The organism is Mycobacterium sp. ACS4054 (assembly GCF_001667275.1).
In the GTDB taxonomy this organism is placed as follows: Bacteria; Actinomycetota; Actinomycetes; order Mycobacteriales; family Mycobacteriaceae; genus Mycobacterium.
This window is the reverse complement of the sequence record NZ_LZHV01000041.1, coordinates 397,042-414,336: the sequence shown is the minus strand read 5'-3', so window position 1 is coordinate 414,336 and position 17,295 is coordinate 397,042. Positions and strand designations below refer to the sequence as shown.

The window sequence follows — 17,295 nt, the reverse complement described above, 5'->3', positions numbered from 1 at the left end:
TCATGAGTGCTGTGGTGTCGATTCCGCGGTATCCGGGCGACGTCACCCCGCAGTGGTTGTCGAACGCGCTCAGTGGGGGCGGCGCACCCGTCGAGGTTGTCGACGTCGACGTGGTCGCGATCGGCACCGGGCAGACGGGCGCGACCTACCGGGTGACCGCCCGCTACGCGGGGAGCCCCGGTGACCTGCCCCAGACCTTCGTCATCAAATTGCCCGCCCAGGACGACACCGTCCGCGATCGGGTGGTCATCGGATATCGCAGCGAGTGCGCGTTCTACTCGTCCGTGGCCGACCGGGTGCAGGTGCCGACGCCGCGGTGCTACTACTCGGAGATCTCCGAGGATGCAATGGATTTCGCCTTGCTCCTCGCCGATCAAGCGCCCGCCGTGCAGGGCGACCAGCTCGCCGGTTGCGGGGAGCGGGAAGCGCGGCTCGCGGTCACCGCGCTGGCCGGCCTGCACGCGCCCAGCTGGTGTGATCCGTTCTGGCTCGATTTCCCGGGCATCGCGTTCGGCCGGCCCGACGAGGCGGGCGCCGGGGGCATGGGCGAGGTGGCGAAGATGAGCGCCGACATCATCCTCGACAAGCTGGGCGATCGGATGAGCGCCGAAGACCGCGATACCTTCAGCGCGGCAATGGGATTGGTCACCCCGTGGCTGATGACCGAGTATGACCGGTTCGCCCTGCTGCACGGTGACTACCGCCTGGACAACCTGCTGTTCGACCCGGACCGAACCCGGGTCAGCGTGGTCGACTGGCAGACGCTCGGGGTGGGTCTGCCGGCCAGGGACCTCGCCTACTTCACCGCCACCAGCCTCGATTCGGCACTGCGCGCGAGCATCGAAGGGGGTCTGGTCACCGACTACCATCGCGCCTTGACGACGTCCGGGGTCGCCGACTATGACCGCGAAACGTGTTGGCGCGATTACTGTCTCGGAGTGTTGCAGGCACCCCTGATCTCGGCGCTGGGGTTCGCGTTCGCCGCCGCGACCGACCGTGGTGACGACATGGTGCTGACCATGCTCACCCGCGGCTGCCAAGCGATCCGTGACCTCGGGACGCTGGACCTGATCGGCTGAGACCTCTACAGGTCGCCGGTGAAGTCCGCGCTCAGCCAGCGGTCGGGGCGGATGGTGTACATCACCTCCTCCACCCCCTCCATGCTGCGGATGAACGCCCGCCCGCCCTCCTCGCCGAGGTAGCGGATGGCGATCGCCTCCTGCACGTCGTGGGGAGCCGGATTGGTGGTCTCGACGATCGAGCCCTCGACCACCACGTATTGGTACGGCGGCTCCTCGCGCTGGACGACGAGCGTCACCGCCCCGGCCCGCTCGATGAGCCGCGTCTTGCGACTCGACGCCCCGGTCATGATTCGGATGTCCCCACCCGGCGTGTAGTCGTACCAGATCGGGACGCTGGCCGGCGGCCGGCCGTCGGCCGCGACGGACAACACGGCGACGTGCTTGCCGGCCAGAAACTCCTGACGTTCGCTCTCGGTGAAGGCTTTCATGTCGCCTGCAATCGCCGCTCGCGGGAATCTATTCCCAAGCCGGTCAGTACTGCGTGGAGCCCTGATCGACCGGGATCCGCGCGGCGGTGATCTTGCGGGACTCGTCGCTGGCCAGCCAGCACACCGTGTCGGCGATCTCCTCCGGCTCGGCGACCCAGTCGGGCAGGAACGGCGTGAGCACGCTGGACAGCTGCGGGTTGGTCTCCATGGCCTTGCCCACCGCCGCGACCATGTCGCCCGTGCCCATCGGCGTGTTCACCGGCCCGGGATGAACGCTGTTGACCCGGATCGAATGCTTGCCCAGCTCGGCGGCGAAAGCGCGCGCCATCCCGGTGACGGCGTGCTTGCTGGCGGTGTAGTGCACCATGAACGGCTGCATCTTCATCCCGGCCGCGGAACTGATCAGGATGATCGAGCCGCCGCGGCCCCCTTCGATGATCTTGTCCGCACCGGCCATCACTGTGTTCCACGTGCCGGTCACGTTGATGTCCATCACGTCGCGGAAGTCCTGCGGCGTGATGTCGTTCCAGGCCTGCGGGGCGGCGACGCCGGCATTGGCGACGATGATGTCCAACCGCCCGAGCGCGTCGACACCGTCGTCGACGGCCTGGCGAAGCGCCTCGAAGTCGCGGGTGTCCACGACCGAGGCGACGATCCGGCGGCCCGTTTCCTCAACCAGCCGAACGGTCTCGGCCAGGTCGTCGGGGGTCGCCGGGTCGTACGGGACACAGGACGGAAGCTTGCCGGCGATGTCGACGGCGATGATGTCGGCGCCCTCCCGCGCCAGCCGAACCGCGTGCGCCCGGCCCTGGCCGCGGGCCGCCCCGGTGATGAATGCCACTCGGCCTGCGAGCTTGCCGCCCATAGTTGCTCCTTATCGCTGCGCCGCTTTGACGAGGTTGGACCCGATGATCAGGCGCTGAATCTCGCTCGTGCCCTCATACAGTCGTAGCAGCCGCACGTCGCGGTAGATGCGCTCGACCGGGACCCCGCGGATGTAACCGCTGCCGCCGTGGATCTGCACCGCGAGATCTGCCACGTTGCCGGCCATTTCGGTGCAGAACAGCTTGGCCGCGGACGGCGCGACCCGGCGGTCCTCGCCGGTCACCCACTGCCGCGCGGCGTCGCGCACCAGCGCCCGGCCGGCCAGCACGCCGGTCTGCTGGTCGGCGAGCATCGCCTGAACCAACTGGAAGCTTCCGATCGGCGTCCCGCCCTGCGTCGCGGTGGCCGCGTAGCCGATCGATTCGTCGAGCGCGCGTTGGGCGGCGCCGACGGCGATGGCGGCGATGTGCACCCGCCCGCGTGCCAGCGACGTCATCGCCGCTCGATACCCGATGTCCTCGCTACCGCCGACCAGCGCGCCGCCACCGACCCGGACGTCGTCGAAACTGACGTCGGCGGTCCACGCGCCCTCCTGGCCCATCTTGGCGTCTTTGGCGCCGACTTCGACGCCGTCGGCGTGGGCGGGAACCAGGAACACGGCAATCCCGGGGCCCTGGTCGTCGGCCGGCCGGGTGCGCGCGAACACCACGAACAGGTCGGCGACGGGCGCGTTGGTGATGAACCGCTTCTGCCCGGAGATCACCCAATCGTCCCCGTCGCGAACGGCTTTGGTGCGCAGGCCGGCCGGGTTGGAGCCGGCGCCGGGCTCGGTCAGCGCGAACGAGGCGACGACGTCGCCGGTCGCGATCGCCTCCAGCCAGCGGGACTTCTGTTCGTCGGTGCCGAAGCCGACCAGCACCTGTCCGGCGATGCCGTTGTTGGTGCCGAACATCGACCGCAGCGCCAGCGAGGTGTAGCCGAGCTCCATCGCCAGCTCGACGTCCTGCATGAGGTTGAGGCCGAGGCCGCCCCACTCCTGGGGAATCGCGTAACCGAACAGCCCCATCTTCTTCGCCTCGTCGCGGAGGTCGTCCGGAACGCGATCCCCGTCGAGGATCTCCTGCTCGCGGGGAACGACGGCGCTTCGGACGAATTGCCGTGTCTGGGCAAGGATCTCGCGAAAGTCATCGTCGCTGACTTCCGCGGATTCGGCGGTGGCCATTGGCTGCACGCTCCTCTCCTGGTCGGGGAGACCCCGGTTCAGGGCAGGATCCTATATCAAATATGATATTTGCCTTGCGGGTGTCCGGCGGTGGCTACGACAGTGAAGGATGTGTGACCCACGTGGGGTTGTTGGCAGGTCAGACGGCGGTAATCACGGGCGGAGCGCAAGGGCTGGGGCTGGCCATCGCGGAGCGCTTCGTCGCCGAGGGCGCGCGGGTTGTGCTCGGCGACGTCAATCTCGAAGCGACGCAAGCGGTGGCCAAACAGCTCGGCGGTGATGACGTCGCCGTCGCGGTCCAATGCGATGTCACGCAGGCATCCGATGTCGAAAAACTGATCCAAACCGCGGTCGAGCGTTTCGGCGGGCTGGACATCATGGTCAACAATGCGGGCATCACCCGGGACGCGACGATGCGCAAGATGACCGAGGAGCAGTTCGATCAGGTCATCGCCGTGCATTTGAAGGGAACCTGGAACGGCACCCGATTGGCGGCCGCGGTCATGCGGGAAAACAAGCGGGGCGCGATCATCAACATGTCGTCGGTGTCGGGCAAGGTCGGCATGGTCGGGCAGACCAACTACTCGGCGGCCAAGGCCGGCATCGTCGGCATGACCAAGGCGGCCGCCAAGGAACTGGCCTACTTGGGCGTCCGGGTGAACGCGATCGCCCCCGGCTTGATCCGCTCGGCGATGACCGAGGCTATGCCGCAACGTATTTGGGATTCGAAGGTCGCCGAGGTGCCGATGGGCCGGGCCGGTGAGCCCAGCGAAGTCGCCAGCGTGGCGCTGTTCCTGGCCTCCGACCTGTCGTCCTACATGACCGGCACCGTCATGGAGATCACCGGCGGCCGACACCTATGAGCGCGCTCCGCGAAGCCGTCATCTGCGAACCGGTCCGGACGCCGATCGGCCGTTACGGCGGCATGTTCTCCTCGCTGACGGCCGTCGACCTGGGCGTTACCGCCCTGCAGGGGTTGCTCGAGCGGACCGGACTGGCGCCCGACGCGGTGCAGGACGTGATCCTCGGTCACTGCTATCCCAACAGCGATGCCCCGGCGATCGGGCGCGTCGTTGCGCTGGATGCCGGCCTGCCGGTGACGGTGCCCGGCATGCAAGTCGACCGGCGTTGCGGGTCGGGCCTGCAGGCGGTGATCCAGGCGTGGCTGCAGGTGGGCAGCGGCGATCAGGATCTGGTGGTCGCCGGCGGCTGCGAGAGCATGAGCAACGTCGCCTTCTATTCCACCGACATGCGTTGGGGCGGCGCGCGAAGCGGCGTCCAGGTGCACGACGGGCTGGCCCGGGGACGCACCACCGCCGGTGGCCGGCACCACCCGGTCCCCGGCGGCATGCTGGAGACGGCGGAGAATCTGCGCCGCCAGTACGGCATTGCGCGGCTGGAGCAGGACGAACTCGCCGTGCGGTCGCACCAGCGGGCCGTGGCCGCGCAGAAGGACGGGGTTCTCGCCGAGGAGATCATCCCGGTCACCGTCCGCACGCGCCACGGCGAGGAACTGATCGACACCGACGAACACCCGCGCGCCGACACCTCGGTCGAGTCGCTGGGCAAGCTCAAACCCGTTCTGCTCAGCGAGGATTCGGCAGCCACCGTCACCGCCGGCAACGCCAGCGGCCAAAACGACGCGGCGTCGGTGTGCGTGGTGACCACGCCCGAGAAGGCCGCCGAATACGGTCTGACCCCGCTGGTCCGCCTGGTGTCATGGGGGCTGGCGGGGGTGGCGCCCCACGTCATGGGCATCGGGCCGGTACCGGCGACCGAGGCGGCGCTGCGCAAGGCCGGCCTGCGGCTGTCCGACATCGACCTGATCGAACTCAACGAAGCCTTTGCCGCGCAAGCGCTTGCGGTGATGCGGGAGTGGAATTTCGGCGCGGCCGACCACGAGCGGACGAACGTGCACGGATCCGGCATCTCGTTGGGCCATCCCGTCGGCGCGACGGGTGGGCGGATGCTGGCCTCACTGGCCCGCGAGCTCAACCGCCGCGAGGCGCGCTACGGGCTGGAGACCATGTGCATCGGCGGCGGCCAGGGCCTGGCCGCGGTGTTCGAGCGGGTGACGTGACCGGTCCCCTGAGCGGGCTCACCGTCGTCGAGGTGTCCAGCTTCGTCGCCGCCCCGCTGTGTGGCATGACGTTGAGTCAGCTTGGCGCGGAGGTGATCCGGATCGATCCGATCGGCGGCGCCTCCGACGTCCAGCGGTGGCCGCTGGCGGCCGACGGCACATCCATCTACTGGACCGGGCTGAACAAGGGCAAGCGTTCGGCCACCATCGATTTGCGCTCCCCCGACGGGCAGGAACTGGTCGTGCGGCTCATCGTCGAGGGCGACGGCGTGGTGGTGACCAACGCCGCCGGCCTGTCCTGGCTCAGCCACGAGGCGTTGGCCGACAAGCGTTCCGACGTCATCCACGTGCAGCTGCTCGGGCGTGGCGACGGTTCCACCGGGGTGGATTACACGGTCAACGCCGGGATCGGATTCCCGCTCGTCACCGGTCCCGCCGGGCACGCCGGCCCGATCAACCACGTGTTGCCGGCCTGGGACGTGTGCTGCGGCCTGTACGCCGCCCTGGCCGTCGTCACCGCCGTCCGCCGCCGAGACGAATCCGGTGCCGGTGCGCGGATCAGCCTGGCGCTCGAGGACGTCGCGTTGGCCACCGCCGGAAACCTGGGGCTGTTGACTGAGCCGCAGATCACCGGCACGCAACGCGAGCGCCTGGGCAACGCCATCTATGGCCAGTACGGGCAGGACTTCGTCGCCGGTGACGGCGCCCGGTTCATGGTTGTCACCTTGACCCGCAGGCACTTTCGCGACCTGGTCGACGTGACCGGCACCGGTGTCGCGGTGGCGGCGCTCGCCGACGCGCTGGGTGTCGACTTCGGTTCGGAGGGCGACCGCTACAGATACCGCGACGTGCTGTCCGGGCTGTTCGCCACCTGGTTCGCCGACCACTCGGCCGACGAGGTCACCGCCGCGCTCTCGGGCACGACGGTGCTGTTCGAGCGGTACCGCACCTTCGCCGAAGTCGCGGCGGGCCCGAAGGTGACCGACAACCCGCTGTTTTCCCCACTGCGGCAGCAAGGCCTGGGTGAGTACCTGGCCCCCGGGCTGCCGGTCGCGTTCGACGGCGCGCATCCCGCCGGCGCGCCCGCGCCCGCGTTGGGGCAGGACACGGCCGAGGTTCTCGAGCAGCGGTTGGGATTGACCACCGCCGACATCGAACGCCTGGCGAAGGCGAAGACCATCGCTTGCTGAGCAAGCCCGGACCGAAAGACAACGCATGACCAAGCTCGCCCAGACGCTCGGGCTGACCGAATTCCAAACCGAAATCATCGCCACGGTACGGCAATTCGTCGAGAAGGAGGTGATCCCCAACGCCGCGGAGCTCGAACGCGGCGACACCTATCCGCAGGACATTGTCGACCGGATGCGCGACATGGGCCTGTTCGGCCTGATGATTCCGCAGGAGTACGGCGGGCTGGGCGAGTCGCTGCTCACCTATGCGCTGTGTGTGGAAGAGCTCGCGCGCGGCTGGATGAGCGTGTCCGGCGTGCTCAACACCCACTTCATCGTGGCCTACATGCTGCGCCAGCACGGCACCGAAGCGCAGAAGCAGCGGTTCCTGCCGCGGATGGCGACCGGCGAAGCGCGGGGCGCTTTTTCGATGTCGGAGCCGGAACTCGGGTCCGACGTCGCCGCGATCCGGACCCGGGCGGTGCGGGGCCCGGACGGCGACTACACCATCAACGGCCAGAAGATGTGGCTGACCAACGGCGGAAGCTCCACGCTCATCGCGGTGCTGGTGCGCACCGACGAGGGCGCCGACAAGCCGCACCGAAACCTGACCGCCTTCCTCGTCGAGAAGCCAACGGGATTCGGTGAAGTCGCGCCGGGCTTGGTCATCCCCGGCAAGATCGACAAGCTGGGCTACAAGGGCATCGACACCACCGAGCTGATCTTCGACGGCTACCGGGCCGGCGCCGACGACGTTTTGGGTGGCACCCCGGGGCAGGGCTTCTTCCAGATGATGGACGGCATCGAGGTCGGCCGGGTCAACGTGTCGGCGCGGGCGTGCGGTGTCGGCATCCGCGCCTTCGAGCTCGCGGTCCGCTATGCGCAACAACGGCACACCTTCGGCAAGCCCATTGCCGAGCACCAGGCCATCGCCTTCCAGCTCGCCGAGATGGCCACCAAAGTCGAAGCCGCACACCTGATGATGGTGAACGCGGCGCGGCTGAAGGACTCGGGGGAGCGCAACGACGTCGCCGCCGGGATGGCCAAGTACCTGTGCAGCGAGTATTGCACCGAGGTCACCCAGCAGAGCTTCCGGATCCACGGCGGCTACGGCTATTCCAAGGAATACGAGATCGAGCGCCTGATGCGCGACGCGCCGTTCCTCCTGATCGGCGAGGGAACCAGCGAAATCCAGAAGTCGATCATCAGCAAGCGCCTCCTCGCCGAGTACCAGGTGTAGCGATGAGCGTTCCGGATTTCGCCGCGCGACCACAACTTTCCGACGACGTCGCGCGCCTCATCCGCCGTCGGATCTTCGACGGCACCTACCTCGCGGGGTCCTACGTCCGGCTGGACCAGTTGGCCGCCGAGTTGGGAATCAGCGTCACGCCGGTGCGGGAAGCGCTGTTCGCCCTGCGGGCGGAAGGCCTGATCGCCCAGCAACCCCGGCGGGGTTTCATGGTGTTGCCGGTGACCGGCCGCGACGTCACCGACGTCGCCAACGTGCAGGCCCATGTCGGTGGCGAACTCGCGGCGCGGGCCGCGATCAACATCACCGACGATCAACTGCGCGAGCTCAAACAGATCCAGGCGGAACTCGAAGACGCCTACGCCGGCGACGACGAGGAGCGGACGGTGCGCCTAAACCACCAATTCCACCGCGCCATCAACGTCGCCGCGGACTCGCCGAAACTCGCCCAGCTGATGCTGCAAATCACCCGCTACGCACCGGAATCGGTGTTCCCGGCCATCGAGGGCTGGCCGGAGCAGTCGATGCGGGACCACCGTCGCATCCTGTCCGCACTGAAGAAGCGCGACGAGGGGCTCGCGCGCGCGGCCATGTCGCAGCATCTCGCCGCGGGCGCCGTGCCGTTGATCGATCATCTCACCGCGCGAGGCGTGGTCGTCGACGGTGACTGATGGTTGTTCCCCAGCGCGCCTCGGCATAGGCTGCGTGACAGGGGGCAACAACATAAAGCGAGGGAAAGTGCCCCGAACGGTTACCGCATCGGCCCTGTTCGTTTCGGTGATGACGGCCGTCGCCCTGGCACCGCCGGCGCTGGCCGACCCGCTCGACCCGATCCCCGGCAACGGTGTCTTCATCGTGGGCCCGGACATCGCTCCGGGCCTCTACCACACCGGCGGTTCCGGGTCGGCCTTCGGTGTCTGGATCAACGACGTGCCGACCCAGGGCTCGATGTGCTCCTGGTTCACCTATAGCACGCCCGACGCGAACAAGGACCATGTGCTGCAGACGAATACGTCGATCGGCCCGATGTACGCGAACATCAACACCTCGGTCAAGGCCTTCGAGTCACAGAACTGCCAGCCCTGGACCCGGGTGCCCTAGGGCTGGTCGGCGCCGGTCAGGGGCGCTGGTCGCGAAAAGCGTTGCGGTAGCTCTGCGGCGCCACTCCAACCAGTCGGCGGAACTGCTCGCGAAAATTCGTGGCCGACGCGAATCCGACCAGCCGCGAGATGGTTTCGACACCGGCGGAGCTCGTCTCCAGCAACTCCTCTGCGTGCCGGATCCGAATGCCGTTCAGCCACTGCATCGGTGTTTGGCCCGTCTCGCTCTTGAACCGCCGATTCAGGGTTCGTTCGCTGGTGGCGGCCTGACGGGCGATTTCACCGAGGGTCAACGGGAGATGCGCGTTGCTTTCCAGCCAGACCAGCAAGCCGTCGAGTTCGGTGAGCGACTTTCCGCGATTGCGGATGACGAATTGGGCTTGATCACCGGTGCGGTGCAGGGGCGTGACCGCTAGCCGGGCGGCGTCGGCGGCCACCGCCGAGCCGTAATCGCGCGCGACCATGTACAGGCACAAGTCGAGACCCGCGGAAGCCCCGGCCGAGGTGAGTACCTGGCCCTCGTCCACGTACAGCGCGGCGGCATCGAGCCGGACGTTGGGATAGCGGGCCGAGAACGAGTCGGCGGCGGCCCAGTGGGTGGTCGCGCGTTTGCCGTCCAGGATGCCCGCCGCGGCGACGGTAAAGGTGCCGCTGCAGATGGAGGCGATGCGGACTCCCTTGCGGTGCGCCGACTTCAGAGCCGCCACGACGTCCTCGCGCACACCCACCGCGACGTCGTTGCGTCCGGGCACCACGATGGTGTCCGCACCGTCGAGTCCTTCCAGGCCGTGATCGGTGGCGACCCGGATCGGTCCGGCCGGCACGACGGGGTCGCAGCCACACACGCGCACGCGATACCCGGGCGCGCCGGTGGCGAGGGCGACCCGTCCGAAAACCTCGATCGCAATGGCGAGGTCGAACGCGATGACGTCCGGCTCGGCCAGAATCGCGACGGAATGCATGGCTTGGCAATATACCGGTGCATAGTGGCAATCCAGCCACTGGTGCGGCCGGCGCAAGCCGGTGACCATGACGGGATGCATGCGCAAGTCGTGTTGTACGACGGATTTGACCCGCTCGACGTGATCGCCCCGTTCGAAGTGCTGGCGGCGGGCAGCGAGTGCGTGGGCGGTGACCTGACGGTGACGCTGGTGTCGGCGGAGGGTCCGCGCAGCGTCACCAGTGGCACACGTGGTTTGGCGCTGACCGCCACCGCCGCACTCGATCCGTCCGTGCCCGGCTGCGTGATGGTGCCGGGCGCCAGTGGTCCGATAGCCGGCGACCCGGACGACGGCGTCGAGACCATCCCGGTGCTGTTGGCCCGGGCGGCGCAGACGGAGCTGACACCGTTGTTGCGGAAGGCCTTTGACAATCCGGAGATCACGGTGGCCGGGGTTTGTGGCGGATCGGTGGTGATGGCCATGTCGGGCCTGATCGAGGGGCGCCACGCGGTGACCCACCACTTGGGGCTGGAGCTGTTAGAGGCGGCCGGCGTGCATGCGGTGGCCGCCCGGGTGGTTGACGACGGGGACGTGGTCACCGCCGGCGGGGTGACCTCGGGGCTGGATCTGGCGCTGTACCTGCTGGATCGGTGGTACGGGCCACGGGTCGCACACGCCGTCGAGAAGCTATTCGAGTACGAGCGTCGGGGCACCGTGTGGCGCCCGGCGGGACGAGAACCGATGGAGGCATAGGTTGGGCATCGAGGGTGTGTGGGACGTGACGATCAAGACGCCGATCGGCACGCTCGCGGTGCGGTACGTGTTCACCGAACTGGGTGACGGGCTGGCCGGTACGGCCACCTACAAGAACGAATCAGTTCCGTTGCGGGACTTGACGTCCAGCGCGGCCGCGGGAGGTACCCGGCTGACCTGGCGGCAATCAGTGACCAAGCCCATGCGGCTCAATCTGGACTTCGACGTCGTGGTCGACGGGGAGTCCATGAGTGGACATTCGCGCGCCGGTCGGCTGCCGCGCTCGCCGGTCTCCGGCGTCCGGCACTGACGGTCGCCGACGGTCAACCCGCCGACGTCAGCATCTCGCGCAGCCGGCCGGTGTCGACCTTGCCGGTCCCGCCGCGCGGGACGTGGTCGTCCGACCCCAACAGCAGCCACACCGTCGGTACTTTAAACGTACTCAGCAGCTTTCGCGTGCACCGGCTCAGCTCATCGATGGACATCGCGCCGTCGCACACCACGGCCGCGCCCACCCGTTGGCCAGCCGGCCCGGGGACGTTGGTGACGAAGGCGCCGCGAACGCCGTCGATGGTGCGCAGCGCGCGTTCGACCTCGCCGGGATATACGGTGGCGCCGCTGACCTTGAACATGTCGTCGCAGCGTCCGTGGTAGAACAGGAACCCCTGCTCGTCCAGGCGGCCCAGGTCGCCGGTGGGGTAAAACCCGTCGGCGGTGAACAACTCTTCTCGGCTGCGACCACAGATGCCGCGCAGCGTGTGCGGGCCCCGGATCTGGATCACGCCGACGGTGCCTGCCGCGGCAGGCTCGCCGGTGCCGACGTCGACGATGCGAACTTCCATGCCGCCGAACGGTTTTCCGCAACTGCCCCACGCCGCCGGGGGCAGGTCGGTGTCGGCGGGGTAGCCGCAGTATGGGCCGAACGCCTCGGTCATGCCGAACAGCACGGCCCGGGCGCCGGGTTGCGCACGCCGCTCCGGCGGCAGCAGGGCCTGCAGGCTGCCCGCGCCCAGCGCCGACAGGTCGGCGCCGACCGCGGCGGCGTGCCGCGCCAGGGTCTCGGCCTGGTCGGGCCAGCCGCGAAACAGGTTCACCCGCTCGGCCTCCAGCAGCCGCAGCGTGGTCTCCGGCCGCGGTATCTCCTCGGTCACCAGGGTGGCGCCGGCCAGCAGCGCCGACAGGATTCCGCCGCCGAAGCCGCCGACCCAGAAGAACGGCATCGGCAGATACAGCCGGGTGTCGGCGGTGATGCAGCGCGCGGCCAGGCCCGAGTTCACGGCGCCCAGCGCGCTGCCGTGCGAATGCATGACCCCCTTGGGCGCCCCGCTGCTGCCGGAGGTGAACATGATGGCCAAAAGGTCGGCGGCCGCGACCGTCTGCGTCATGGCGTCGACGAGTACACGGGCCCGGTCGCCGGCGGTGGCGGCGGCGAGTCGGTCGGCCGTCCAGACTTGGCGCAGGGCGGGCAGCCGGGTGCGCGGTGGGAGGTCGTCGAGGTAACGATGCCCGCGGAATTCCTCGACGCTGATCAGGATTTGCACCGCCGCGGCACGCAGCTGCGCGGTCAGTTCGGTCGCCGTCAACAGCGTGCTCAGCGGAACCAGCACGCCTCCGATGCGGGTCACCGCGAGTGCCACCTCGACCCAGCGGGTGCCGTTGGGCATGATCAGCCCGACCCGGGTGCCCTTGCCGACGCCGGCCTCGACGAAGACCGCGGCGAGATGCCTTGTGGTCGCGTCGAGTTGGCGGTAGCTGGTGCGCGACCCCGGGTCGATCACCATCGGCTTGTCGCCGTAAAGCTCGGCGCGAGAACGCACCAGCTCGTCGATGGTTGTCGAGTCAGGCATCGAGGAGCTTCCTCAGCTCTGCCCGGTCGACCTTGCCGCTGGAGAGCAGCGGCAGCTGCGAGCGCGACACGGCGAGCAACATGCGGGGAATCTTGTATGCCGACAGTTCCGTCTTCAGCCGGTCGCGCAGGGCGTCCTCGTCGAAGGCGGCGCCGTCGGCGACCACCACGGCCGCCGCGACCAATTGTCCCCGTTTGGCGTCGGGCACGCCGGTGACGTGGGCGGCCAGCCCGCCGGTGACCTTGGTGATGGCCCGTTCGACCTCTTCCGCCGAGACGTTGGCACCCGCGGTCTTGATCATCGTGCCGAGGCGGCCGACGTAGTAGAAGAATCCCTCTGCGTCGTACCGCACCAAATCGCCGGTGCGGAACCAGCCGTCGGCGTCGAAGCATTCCTCGCGACTGCGCTTGTAATAACCCTGCATCACATACGGCCCGCGGATGCACAGTTCACCGACCCCCGAGGGATCCGGGTCCAGGATCATGGTCTCGAATCCGGGCGCGGGCTTGCCGAAGGATCCGCGGCGGCTTTCCGGCTGGTCGGACTCGTCGTCGCTGATCAGCACGACGCTGCCGGCTTCGGTCATGCCGAGCATGTTGTGCCGCAGTTCCGGGTCCGCCGGTCGAACGTCGGGCGCCATGATCGGGTACAGGTTGCCGCGGTGCATCGACGACAGGTCGCGCCGGGAAAAGCTCGGGTGATCCGCCAGGTGAGCGATCCCGGCGGCGAAACCGTTGGTGATGGTGGGTCTTTCGGCCTCCAGCAGGTCGAGCGTCGCGCCGGGATCGTCGGCATTCGAGCACACCAGCGTCGACCCGGCGACCAACGTCGCGAGCAGCCCGAACGCGAATCCGCCGATCCAGAAGAAGGGCGAATTGCAGAACAGCTTGTCGTCGGCGGTCAATCCGCGGATCTCGTTGAGGTTCCGCTGATGCGCAAGCAGCGCGGCGTGCGTGTGCACCACCCCCTTGGGGGCGCTGGTGGAGCCCGACGTGTACACGATGGCCAACGGATCGCAGCCGTCGACGTCGTCCTCCATGGCCGCCAACAGGGCGGGATCGACGGTCCGCGCGCGCAGGCATGCCCGTTCGATATCGACCATGATGTGGCGCAGCTGCGGCGCGGCCATGACGAAGAGCCGGTCGTCGGCGACCAGCTCGGCATCCGGCAGCGCCTCGGCCAGCCGCCGCACGTAATCGTGGGAGCGAAAGGACTTGGCGGCCAATAGGATTTCGGTGTCGCTGTGAACCAGCTGTTCGCGTAGTTCGCGAGCTGTGACGAACGTGGAGAACGGGACCACCACGGCTCCGATCCGCGCCGCCGCCAGCATCGCGACGACGAAGCCCACGCCATTGGGATAGAGCAGGCCCACGTGGGTGCCCTTGCCCGCGCCGACCGCGATCAGTCCGCGGGCCAGCTCCGCCGATCGCTCCTCGGCTTCCCGGTAACCGATCCGGCCGCCGTCGCAGACGAGCAGCGGGCGGTCTCCGCGCGAGCGGGCCTGGTGCGCCAGTAGCTCGGCGACGGTCGGAGCGTCACCGCGCATGGTCGGTGTGGGCGGCGGGCGCGCTGAAGAAGCGCTGGACCGCGCCCAGATCGGGTTTGCCCGACGGGGTCCGCGGGATGGCGTCGACGATCGCGATTTCGGTGGGAATCTCGTAGCGCGCCAGCTTGTTTCGGAGGTGATCCGCCAGCGCTTCGGGTTCGACGGACGCGGGTTCGCGCAATTCCACCATGGCGACCGGCGTCGCACCCAGGCGCTGATCGGGGCGTCCGATCACCGCCGCGCCGGCGACGCCGGGGTGGCTCTCCAGGGCGGTGCGCACGTCGTCGGGCATCACCTTGAACCCCCCGCGGATGATCGCCTGATCGGCCCGCCCGACGATCCAGACGAAGCCGTCCGCGTCGATGTGGGCCATGTCCGTGGTTCGCATCCACGCCGCCGACGGGCCAAGCTGGCCCGGCTTGACTTCGAGCAGGCCGACCTGGTCGGCGCCGAGCGGCGTGCCGTCGTCCCCGACCACCCTGAGCTGCGCGCCGGGGTTGGCGCGGCCGACGCTGCCGCGCTTGGCGGCCCAATGCCGTTCGTAGTCGGGCAGGGTCCAGCCCGCCACGCCGCCGCCGAACTCCGTTGCGGCGTAAGAGGTCAGGACCGGGATGCCGTACTTGGCGGTGAAGGCGTCGGCGTCGTCGGCCGTCAGGGGGGCCGTGCCGCAGGTGACGGCCCGGATGCTCGCAAGGTCGGCCCTCGGCACGTCGGAGTGCAGCACCGTACGCAGGGCCGCGGGTACCAGCGATACGGTGCGCGGCCGGTGCCTGCGGACAGCCTCGGTCCAGGCGTCGAGTTCGAACCGCTCGAGGAGTGCGAACGGCCTGGCCTCGACGACGCACTGCAGCACGCGGAACACGCCGCCGATGTGCACCAGCGGGGAGTTGACGATCGCCACACCCCGCCGTAGCTCCGTGGGCGCCACGGCGCTGTCGGGGTCGGCGCCCAACACGCTGCGCGCCAGCATGTCGTAGCCGAGGTCGATGCGTTTGGGCGGGCCCGTCGTACCACTGGTCAGCATCCGGACCGCGACGCCGGCCCGAGCGATGGGAACTCCGCCATGGCGCACGGGGCCGCCCTCCAGGCAAGCCGAGATCGCCAGCATCCGGGTCCCCGGCGGGACGTGCGCGGCCAGGTCGTCGGCCTCGCCGATGATCAACGGCAACTCCAGCGCGGCGACGTCGGCGCGCGTGCGCTCGTCCCCGCGCAAGGGGTTGATGGTGACCACCGTTCCGCCGCCCAGCAGCACCCCGAGGAAGGCCGCCACGTGGCCGGGCCGGTTGCGCAGCAGCATCCCGACTTCCGGGCCCGGGCCGGCCTGCGAGGCGGTGCGCCGCGCCGCATCGCCCACCTGCCGCCACGAGTGCCATTGGCCCGCAAACTCAATCGCGTGCGCGTCCGGTTGCAGATCCAGCACGTGGGCGATGCGCTGACTGAGCGGGTGACGCACCATCAGCGGATCTTCGGTTCGCCCGCACCGGCCTTGCCCCGCTGGGCGGCGAGTTCGGCCGTACCGAGCGGATTGCCCAGCCGGGTGTAGATCAGGCCCTGCTCCATGGCCGCGCGATAAGGCTTGTCGAGCGACTCCCAGATCGCCTTCACCGTGCCCTGGGTCGCGGTCGGTGGCTTGGCGGCGATGGTCGCGGCGATCTCGTGCGCGCGGTCCCAGAGCCGGTCGGCGGCGACCACCTCCGATACCAATCCGATTCGCAACGCGGTGTCGGAGCTGACCCGTTCGTCGTTGCCCATCAGCGCGATGCGCAAGGTCTCGCCCAGGCCGATGCGCCGCATCAGGCCGATCGGCTCCAGCGCGCAGACCAGGCCGGCCGACACGTGCGAGTCGAAAAAAGTCGCGTCCTCCGAGCAGATGACGACGTCGGATTCGTTGATGAAGTAGAAGGCGCCCGCGGTGCAGATGCCCTGGACGGCGCACACGACCGGCTTCCACATCTTTTGCCACTTCGGGCTGAGGGCCTCGCCGGGATCCTCGTGGTTCCAGATGTTTTCGGGCTGCCCGTACGGTGTTTTGATGTCGAGCCCGGCGCTGAACGCGCGGTCACCGGACGCCCGCAGCACCACGGCGTTCACCGACTCGTCGAGCTTGACCGTGCGCCAGGCGTGGGCCATCTCCTCACACATGGTGCGGTTGAACGCGTTCAACTGGTTGGGCCGGTTCAGCGTGATGGTCGCGACCCGGTCGGTCGCGTCGATTTCGAGCAGGATCGTCTCGAACGTCATCGACACTGCCAATCCGGCGCCCGCTTCTCGACGAAGGCCTTGGGGCCCTCGAGCGCGTCCTCGGTCCGCAGCACGCGCTCGCGGAACGCTTCGGCGAGCATCTCGGCTTCGTGCAGCGGCAGATCGAGGCCCTTGAGGATCGCCAGCCGGGTTCCGCGCACGGCCAGCGGCGCATTGGAGTTGACGATCCCGGCGAGTTCGTGGGCGCGTTCGAGAAGCCGTTCGTGCTCGACGATTTCGCTGACCAATCCCAACTCGAAGGCCCGCTGGACACCCATCCGCTCGTGCTTGCCCAGTAACGCCATCCGCAAGGCGACCGAACGGGGGAGCACCCGGGCCAGCCGCACCAGCTCGCGCCCGGCCACCAGGCCGATGCTGACGTGGGGATCGAAGAACGTCGCTCGGTCGGACGCGATGACGATGTCCGACGTGGTGACCCAGTCGAGGCCCGCACCGCAGCACAACCCGTTGACGGCGGTCAGCACCGGTTTGGCCATCTGGCGGAATGGCGGTGTGCCCTCCTGGGGGGCCTCCCACTGTTCGTACGTCGACAGGTACGGCCGCTCGTAGACGACCTTGCCGTCGCCGGGAATGGCCTTGACGTCGGCCCCGGTGCAAAAGGCGCGTCCGGTGCCGGTGACGACGAGGACCCATACCTTGTCGTCGTTTTCGGCCTCGTCGTAGGCGGCCCGTAGTTCGGTGATCATGTGCGGGCTGAGCGCGTTGAGGGCATCCGGACGGTTCAGCGTGATGGTGGCGGTATGCCCGTCGACCTCGTAATTGATGGTGTCGAACGAGTCAGTAGGCATCCT

The 17,295-nt window shown here is 68.7% G+C and carries 18 protein-coding genes; 9 read left to right on the top strand and 9 right to left on the bottom strand.

The window, feature by feature from the left end; genetic code table 11:
* Positions 1-2: 2 nt before the first annotated feature.
* Positions 3-1,079 carry a phosphotransferase family protein gene (locus tag A5730_RS10785; protein ID WP_067899685.1) on the top strand — a complete coding sequence of 359 codons (1,077 nt, stop codon included), beginning with the start codon at positions 3-5 and terminating at the stop codon, positions 1,077-1,079.
* A gap of 5 nt (positions 1,080-1,084) precedes the next feature.
* Here the strand turns inward: A5730_RS10785 and A5730_RS10780 are convergent, their stop codons facing one another.
* The 3 genes from A5730_RS10780 to A5730_RS10770 are packed head-to-tail and all read right to left on the bottom strand — an operon-like array spanning position 1,085 to position 3,557.
* Entirely contained in the window at positions 1,085-1,510 is a 426-nt protein-coding gene (locus tag A5730_RS10780) for a pyridoxamine 5'-phosphate oxidase family protein (protein WP_067899339.1), read from the bottom strand.
* Positions 1,511-1,553: 43 nt separating this feature from the next.
* A complete protein-coding gene (locus A5730_RS10775; RefSeq protein ID WP_067899335.1) occupies positions 1,554-2,375 on the bottom strand; it encodes a mycofactocin-coupled SDR family oxidoreductase in 822 nt (273 codons plus the stop codon).
* A gap of 9 nt (positions 2,376-2,384) precedes the next feature.
* Positions 2,385-3,557 carry an acyl-CoA dehydrogenase family protein gene (locus A5730_RS10770; protein WP_067899333.1) on the bottom strand — a complete coding sequence of 391 codons (1,173 nt, stop codon included), beginning with the start codon at positions 3,555-3,557 and terminating at the stop codon, positions 2,385-2,387.
* Positions 3,558-3,670: 113 nt separating this feature from the next.
* Between A5730_RS10770 and fabG the strand changes: the two genes are divergently transcribed.
* The 6 genes from fabG (at position 3,671) to A5730_RS10740 (ending at position 9,156) form a co-directional block, all read left to right on the top strand.
* On the top strand, positions 3,671-4,420 hold the full coding sequence (gene fabG, locus A5730_RS10765; RefSeq protein WP_156745766.1) for a 3-oxoacyl-ACP reductase FabG: 750 nt from the start codon (positions 3,671-3,673) through the stop codon (positions 4,418-4,420).
* Complete coding sequence (locus A5730_RS10760; protein ID WP_067899327.1) at positions 4,417-5,637, top strand: acetyl-CoA C-acetyltransferase; 1,221 nt, start codon at positions 4,417-4,419, stop codon at positions 5,635-5,637. Before fabG ends, A5730_RS10760 begins: the two co-directional genes overlap by 4 nt.
* Entirely contained in the window at positions 5,634-6,827 is a 1,194-nt protein-coding gene (locus A5730_RS10755) for a CoA transferase (RefSeq protein WP_067899324.1), read from the top strand. Before A5730_RS10760 ends, A5730_RS10755 begins: the two co-directional genes overlap by 4 nt.
* A gap of 25 nt (positions 6,828-6,852) precedes the next feature.
* Positions 6,853-8,046 carry an acyl-CoA dehydrogenase family protein gene (locus A5730_RS10750; RefSeq protein WP_067899322.1) on the top strand — a complete coding sequence of 398 codons (1,194 nt, stop codon included), beginning with the start codon at positions 6,853-6,855 and terminating at the stop codon, positions 8,044-8,046.
* Between the two features lie 2 nt (positions 8,047-8,048).
* Entirely contained in the window at positions 8,049-8,726 is a 678-nt protein-coding gene (locus A5730_RS10745; protein ID WP_067899319.1) for a GntR family transcriptional regulator, read from the top strand.
* Between the two features lie 109 nt (positions 8,727-8,835).
* A complete protein-coding gene (locus A5730_RS10740; protein WP_067899316.1) occupies positions 8,836-9,156 on the top strand; it encodes a hypothetical protein in 321 nt (106 codons plus the stop codon).
* A gap of 16 nt (positions 9,157-9,172) precedes the next feature.
* Here A5730_RS10740 and A5730_RS10735 read toward each other — a convergent pair whose 3' ends face one another.
* Positions 9,173-10,117, bottom strand: coding sequence for a GlxA family transcriptional regulator (locus A5730_RS10735; protein ID WP_067899679.1), 945 nt, complete (start codon positions 10,115-10,117; stop codon positions 9,173-9,175).
* Positions 10,118-10,192: 75 nt separating this feature from the next.
* On the opposite strand from A5730_RS10735, the gene A5730_RS10730 reads away from it, so the two are divergent.
* Together A5730_RS10730 and A5730_RS10725 are read left to right on the top strand one after the other, a co-directional pair.
* The gene (locus tag A5730_RS10730) at positions 10,193-10,849 is read left to right on the top strand and encodes a DJ-1/PfpI family protein (RefSeq protein WP_067899682.1); all 657 of its coding nucleotides are present in this window, start codon (positions 10,193-10,195) and stop codon (positions 10,847-10,849) included.
* 1 nt (position 10,850) lies between these two features.
* On the top strand, positions 10,851-11,159 hold the full coding sequence (locus A5730_RS10725; RefSeq protein WP_067899309.1) for a hypothetical protein: 309 nt from the start codon (positions 10,851-10,853) through the stop codon (positions 11,157-11,159).
* Between the two features lie 13 nt (positions 11,160-11,172).
* Here the strand turns inward: A5730_RS10725 and A5730_RS10720 are convergent, their stop codons facing one another.
* From A5730_RS10720 to A5730_RS10700, 5 genes are read right to left on the bottom strand one after another with little or no spacing between them, the layout of a single operon-like run.
* Positions 11,173-12,696, bottom strand: coding sequence for a class I adenylate-forming enzyme family protein (locus A5730_RS10720; RefSeq protein WP_067899306.1), 1,524 nt, complete (start codon positions 12,694-12,696; stop codon positions 11,173-11,175).
* The gene (locus A5730_RS10715; protein ID WP_067899303.1) at positions 12,689-14,242 is read right to left on the bottom strand and encodes a class I adenylate-forming enzyme family protein; all 1,554 of its coding nucleotides are present in this window, start codon (positions 14,240-14,242) and stop codon (positions 12,689-12,691) included. Before A5730_RS10715 ends, A5730_RS10720 begins: the two co-directional genes overlap by 8 nt.
* Positions 14,232-15,698 (bottom strand): class I adenylate-forming enzyme family protein, encoded by a 1,467-nt coding sequence (locus A5730_RS10710; protein WP_067899300.1) that lies wholly within the window; start codon positions 15,696-15,698, stop codon positions 14,232-14,234. The genes A5730_RS10715 and A5730_RS10710 overlap by 11 nt, the downstream gene beginning before the upstream one ends.
* The gene (locus tag A5730_RS10705; protein ID WP_067899298.1) at positions 15,698-16,483 is read right to left on the bottom strand and encodes an enoyl-CoA hydratase/isomerase family protein; all 786 of its coding nucleotides are present in this window, start codon (positions 16,481-16,483) and stop codon (positions 15,698-15,700) included. Before A5730_RS10705 ends, A5730_RS10710 begins: the two co-directional genes overlap by 1 nt.
* A complete protein-coding gene (locus A5730_RS10700; RefSeq protein WP_067899296.1) occupies positions 16,480-17,292 on the bottom strand; it encodes an enoyl-CoA hydratase/isomerase family protein in 813 nt (270 codons plus the stop codon). Before A5730_RS10700 ends, A5730_RS10705 begins: the two co-directional genes overlap by 4 nt.
* Positions 17,293-17,295 lie beyond the last annotated feature (3 nt).

What these genes read in the sequence shown, in the direction of transcription:
- A5730_RS10710 (WP_067899300.1), bottom strand. Translation starts at nt 15,698, where the DNA reads ATGGTGCGTCACCCGCTCAGTCAGCGCATCGCCCACGTGCTGGATCTG.
- A5730_RS10730 (WP_067899682.1), top strand. Translation starts at nt 10,193, where the DNA reads ATGCATGCGCAAGTCGTGTTGTACGACGGATTTGACCCGCTCGACGTG.
- A5730_RS10785 (WP_067899685.1), top strand. Translation starts at nt 3, where the DNA reads ATGAGTGCTGTGGTGTCGATTCCGCGGTATCCGGGCGACGTCACCCCG.
- A5730_RS10750 (WP_067899322.1), top strand. Translation starts at nt 6,853, where the DNA reads ATGACCAAGCTCGCCCAGACGCTCGGGCTGACCGAATTCCAAACCGAA.
- A5730_RS10705 (WP_067899298.1), bottom strand. Translation starts at nt 16,483, where the DNA reads ATGACGTTCGAGACGATCCTGCTCGAAATCGACGCGACCGACCGGGTC.
- A5730_RS10740 (WP_067899316.1), top strand. Translation starts at nt 8,836, where the DNA reads ATGACGGCCGTCGCCCTGGCACCGCCGGCGCTGGCCGACCCGCTCGAC.
- A5730_RS10700 (WP_067899296.1), bottom strand. Translation starts at nt 17,292, where the DNA reads ATGCCTACTGACTCGTTCGACACCATCAATTACGAGGTCGACGGGCAT.
- A5730_RS10715 (WP_067899303.1), bottom strand. Translation starts at nt 14,242, where the DNA reads ATGCGCGGTGACGCTCCGACCGTCGCCGAGCTACTGGCGCACCAGGCC.
- A5730_RS10780 (WP_067899339.1), bottom strand. Translation starts at nt 1,510, where the DNA reads ATGAAAGCCTTCACCGAGAGCGAACGTCAGGAGTTTCTGGCCGGCAAG.
- A5730_RS10745 (WP_067899319.1), top strand. Translation starts at nt 8,049, where the DNA reads ATGAGCGTTCCGGATTTCGCCGCGCGACCACAACTTTCCGACGACGTC.
- A5730_RS10775 (WP_067899335.1), bottom strand. Translation starts at nt 2,375, where the DNA reads ATGGGCGGCAAGCTCGCAGGCCGAGTGGCATTCATCACCGGGGCGGCC.
- A5730_RS10760 (WP_067899327.1), top strand. Translation starts at nt 4,417, where the DNA reads ATGAGCGCGCTCCGCGAAGCCGTCATCTGCGAACCGGTCCGGACGCCG.
- A5730_RS10735 (WP_067899679.1), bottom strand. Translation starts at nt 10,117, where the DNA reads ATGCATTCCGTCGCGATTCTGGCCGAGCCGGACGTCATCGCGTTCGAC.
- A5730_RS10770 (WP_067899333.1), bottom strand. Translation starts at nt 3,557, where the DNA reads ATGGCCACCGCCGAATCCGCGGAAGTCAGCGACGATGACTTTCGCGAG.
- A5730_RS10720 (WP_067899306.1), bottom strand. Translation starts at nt 12,696, where the DNA reads ATGCCTGACTCGACAACCATCGACGAGCTGGTGCGTTCTCGCGCCGAG.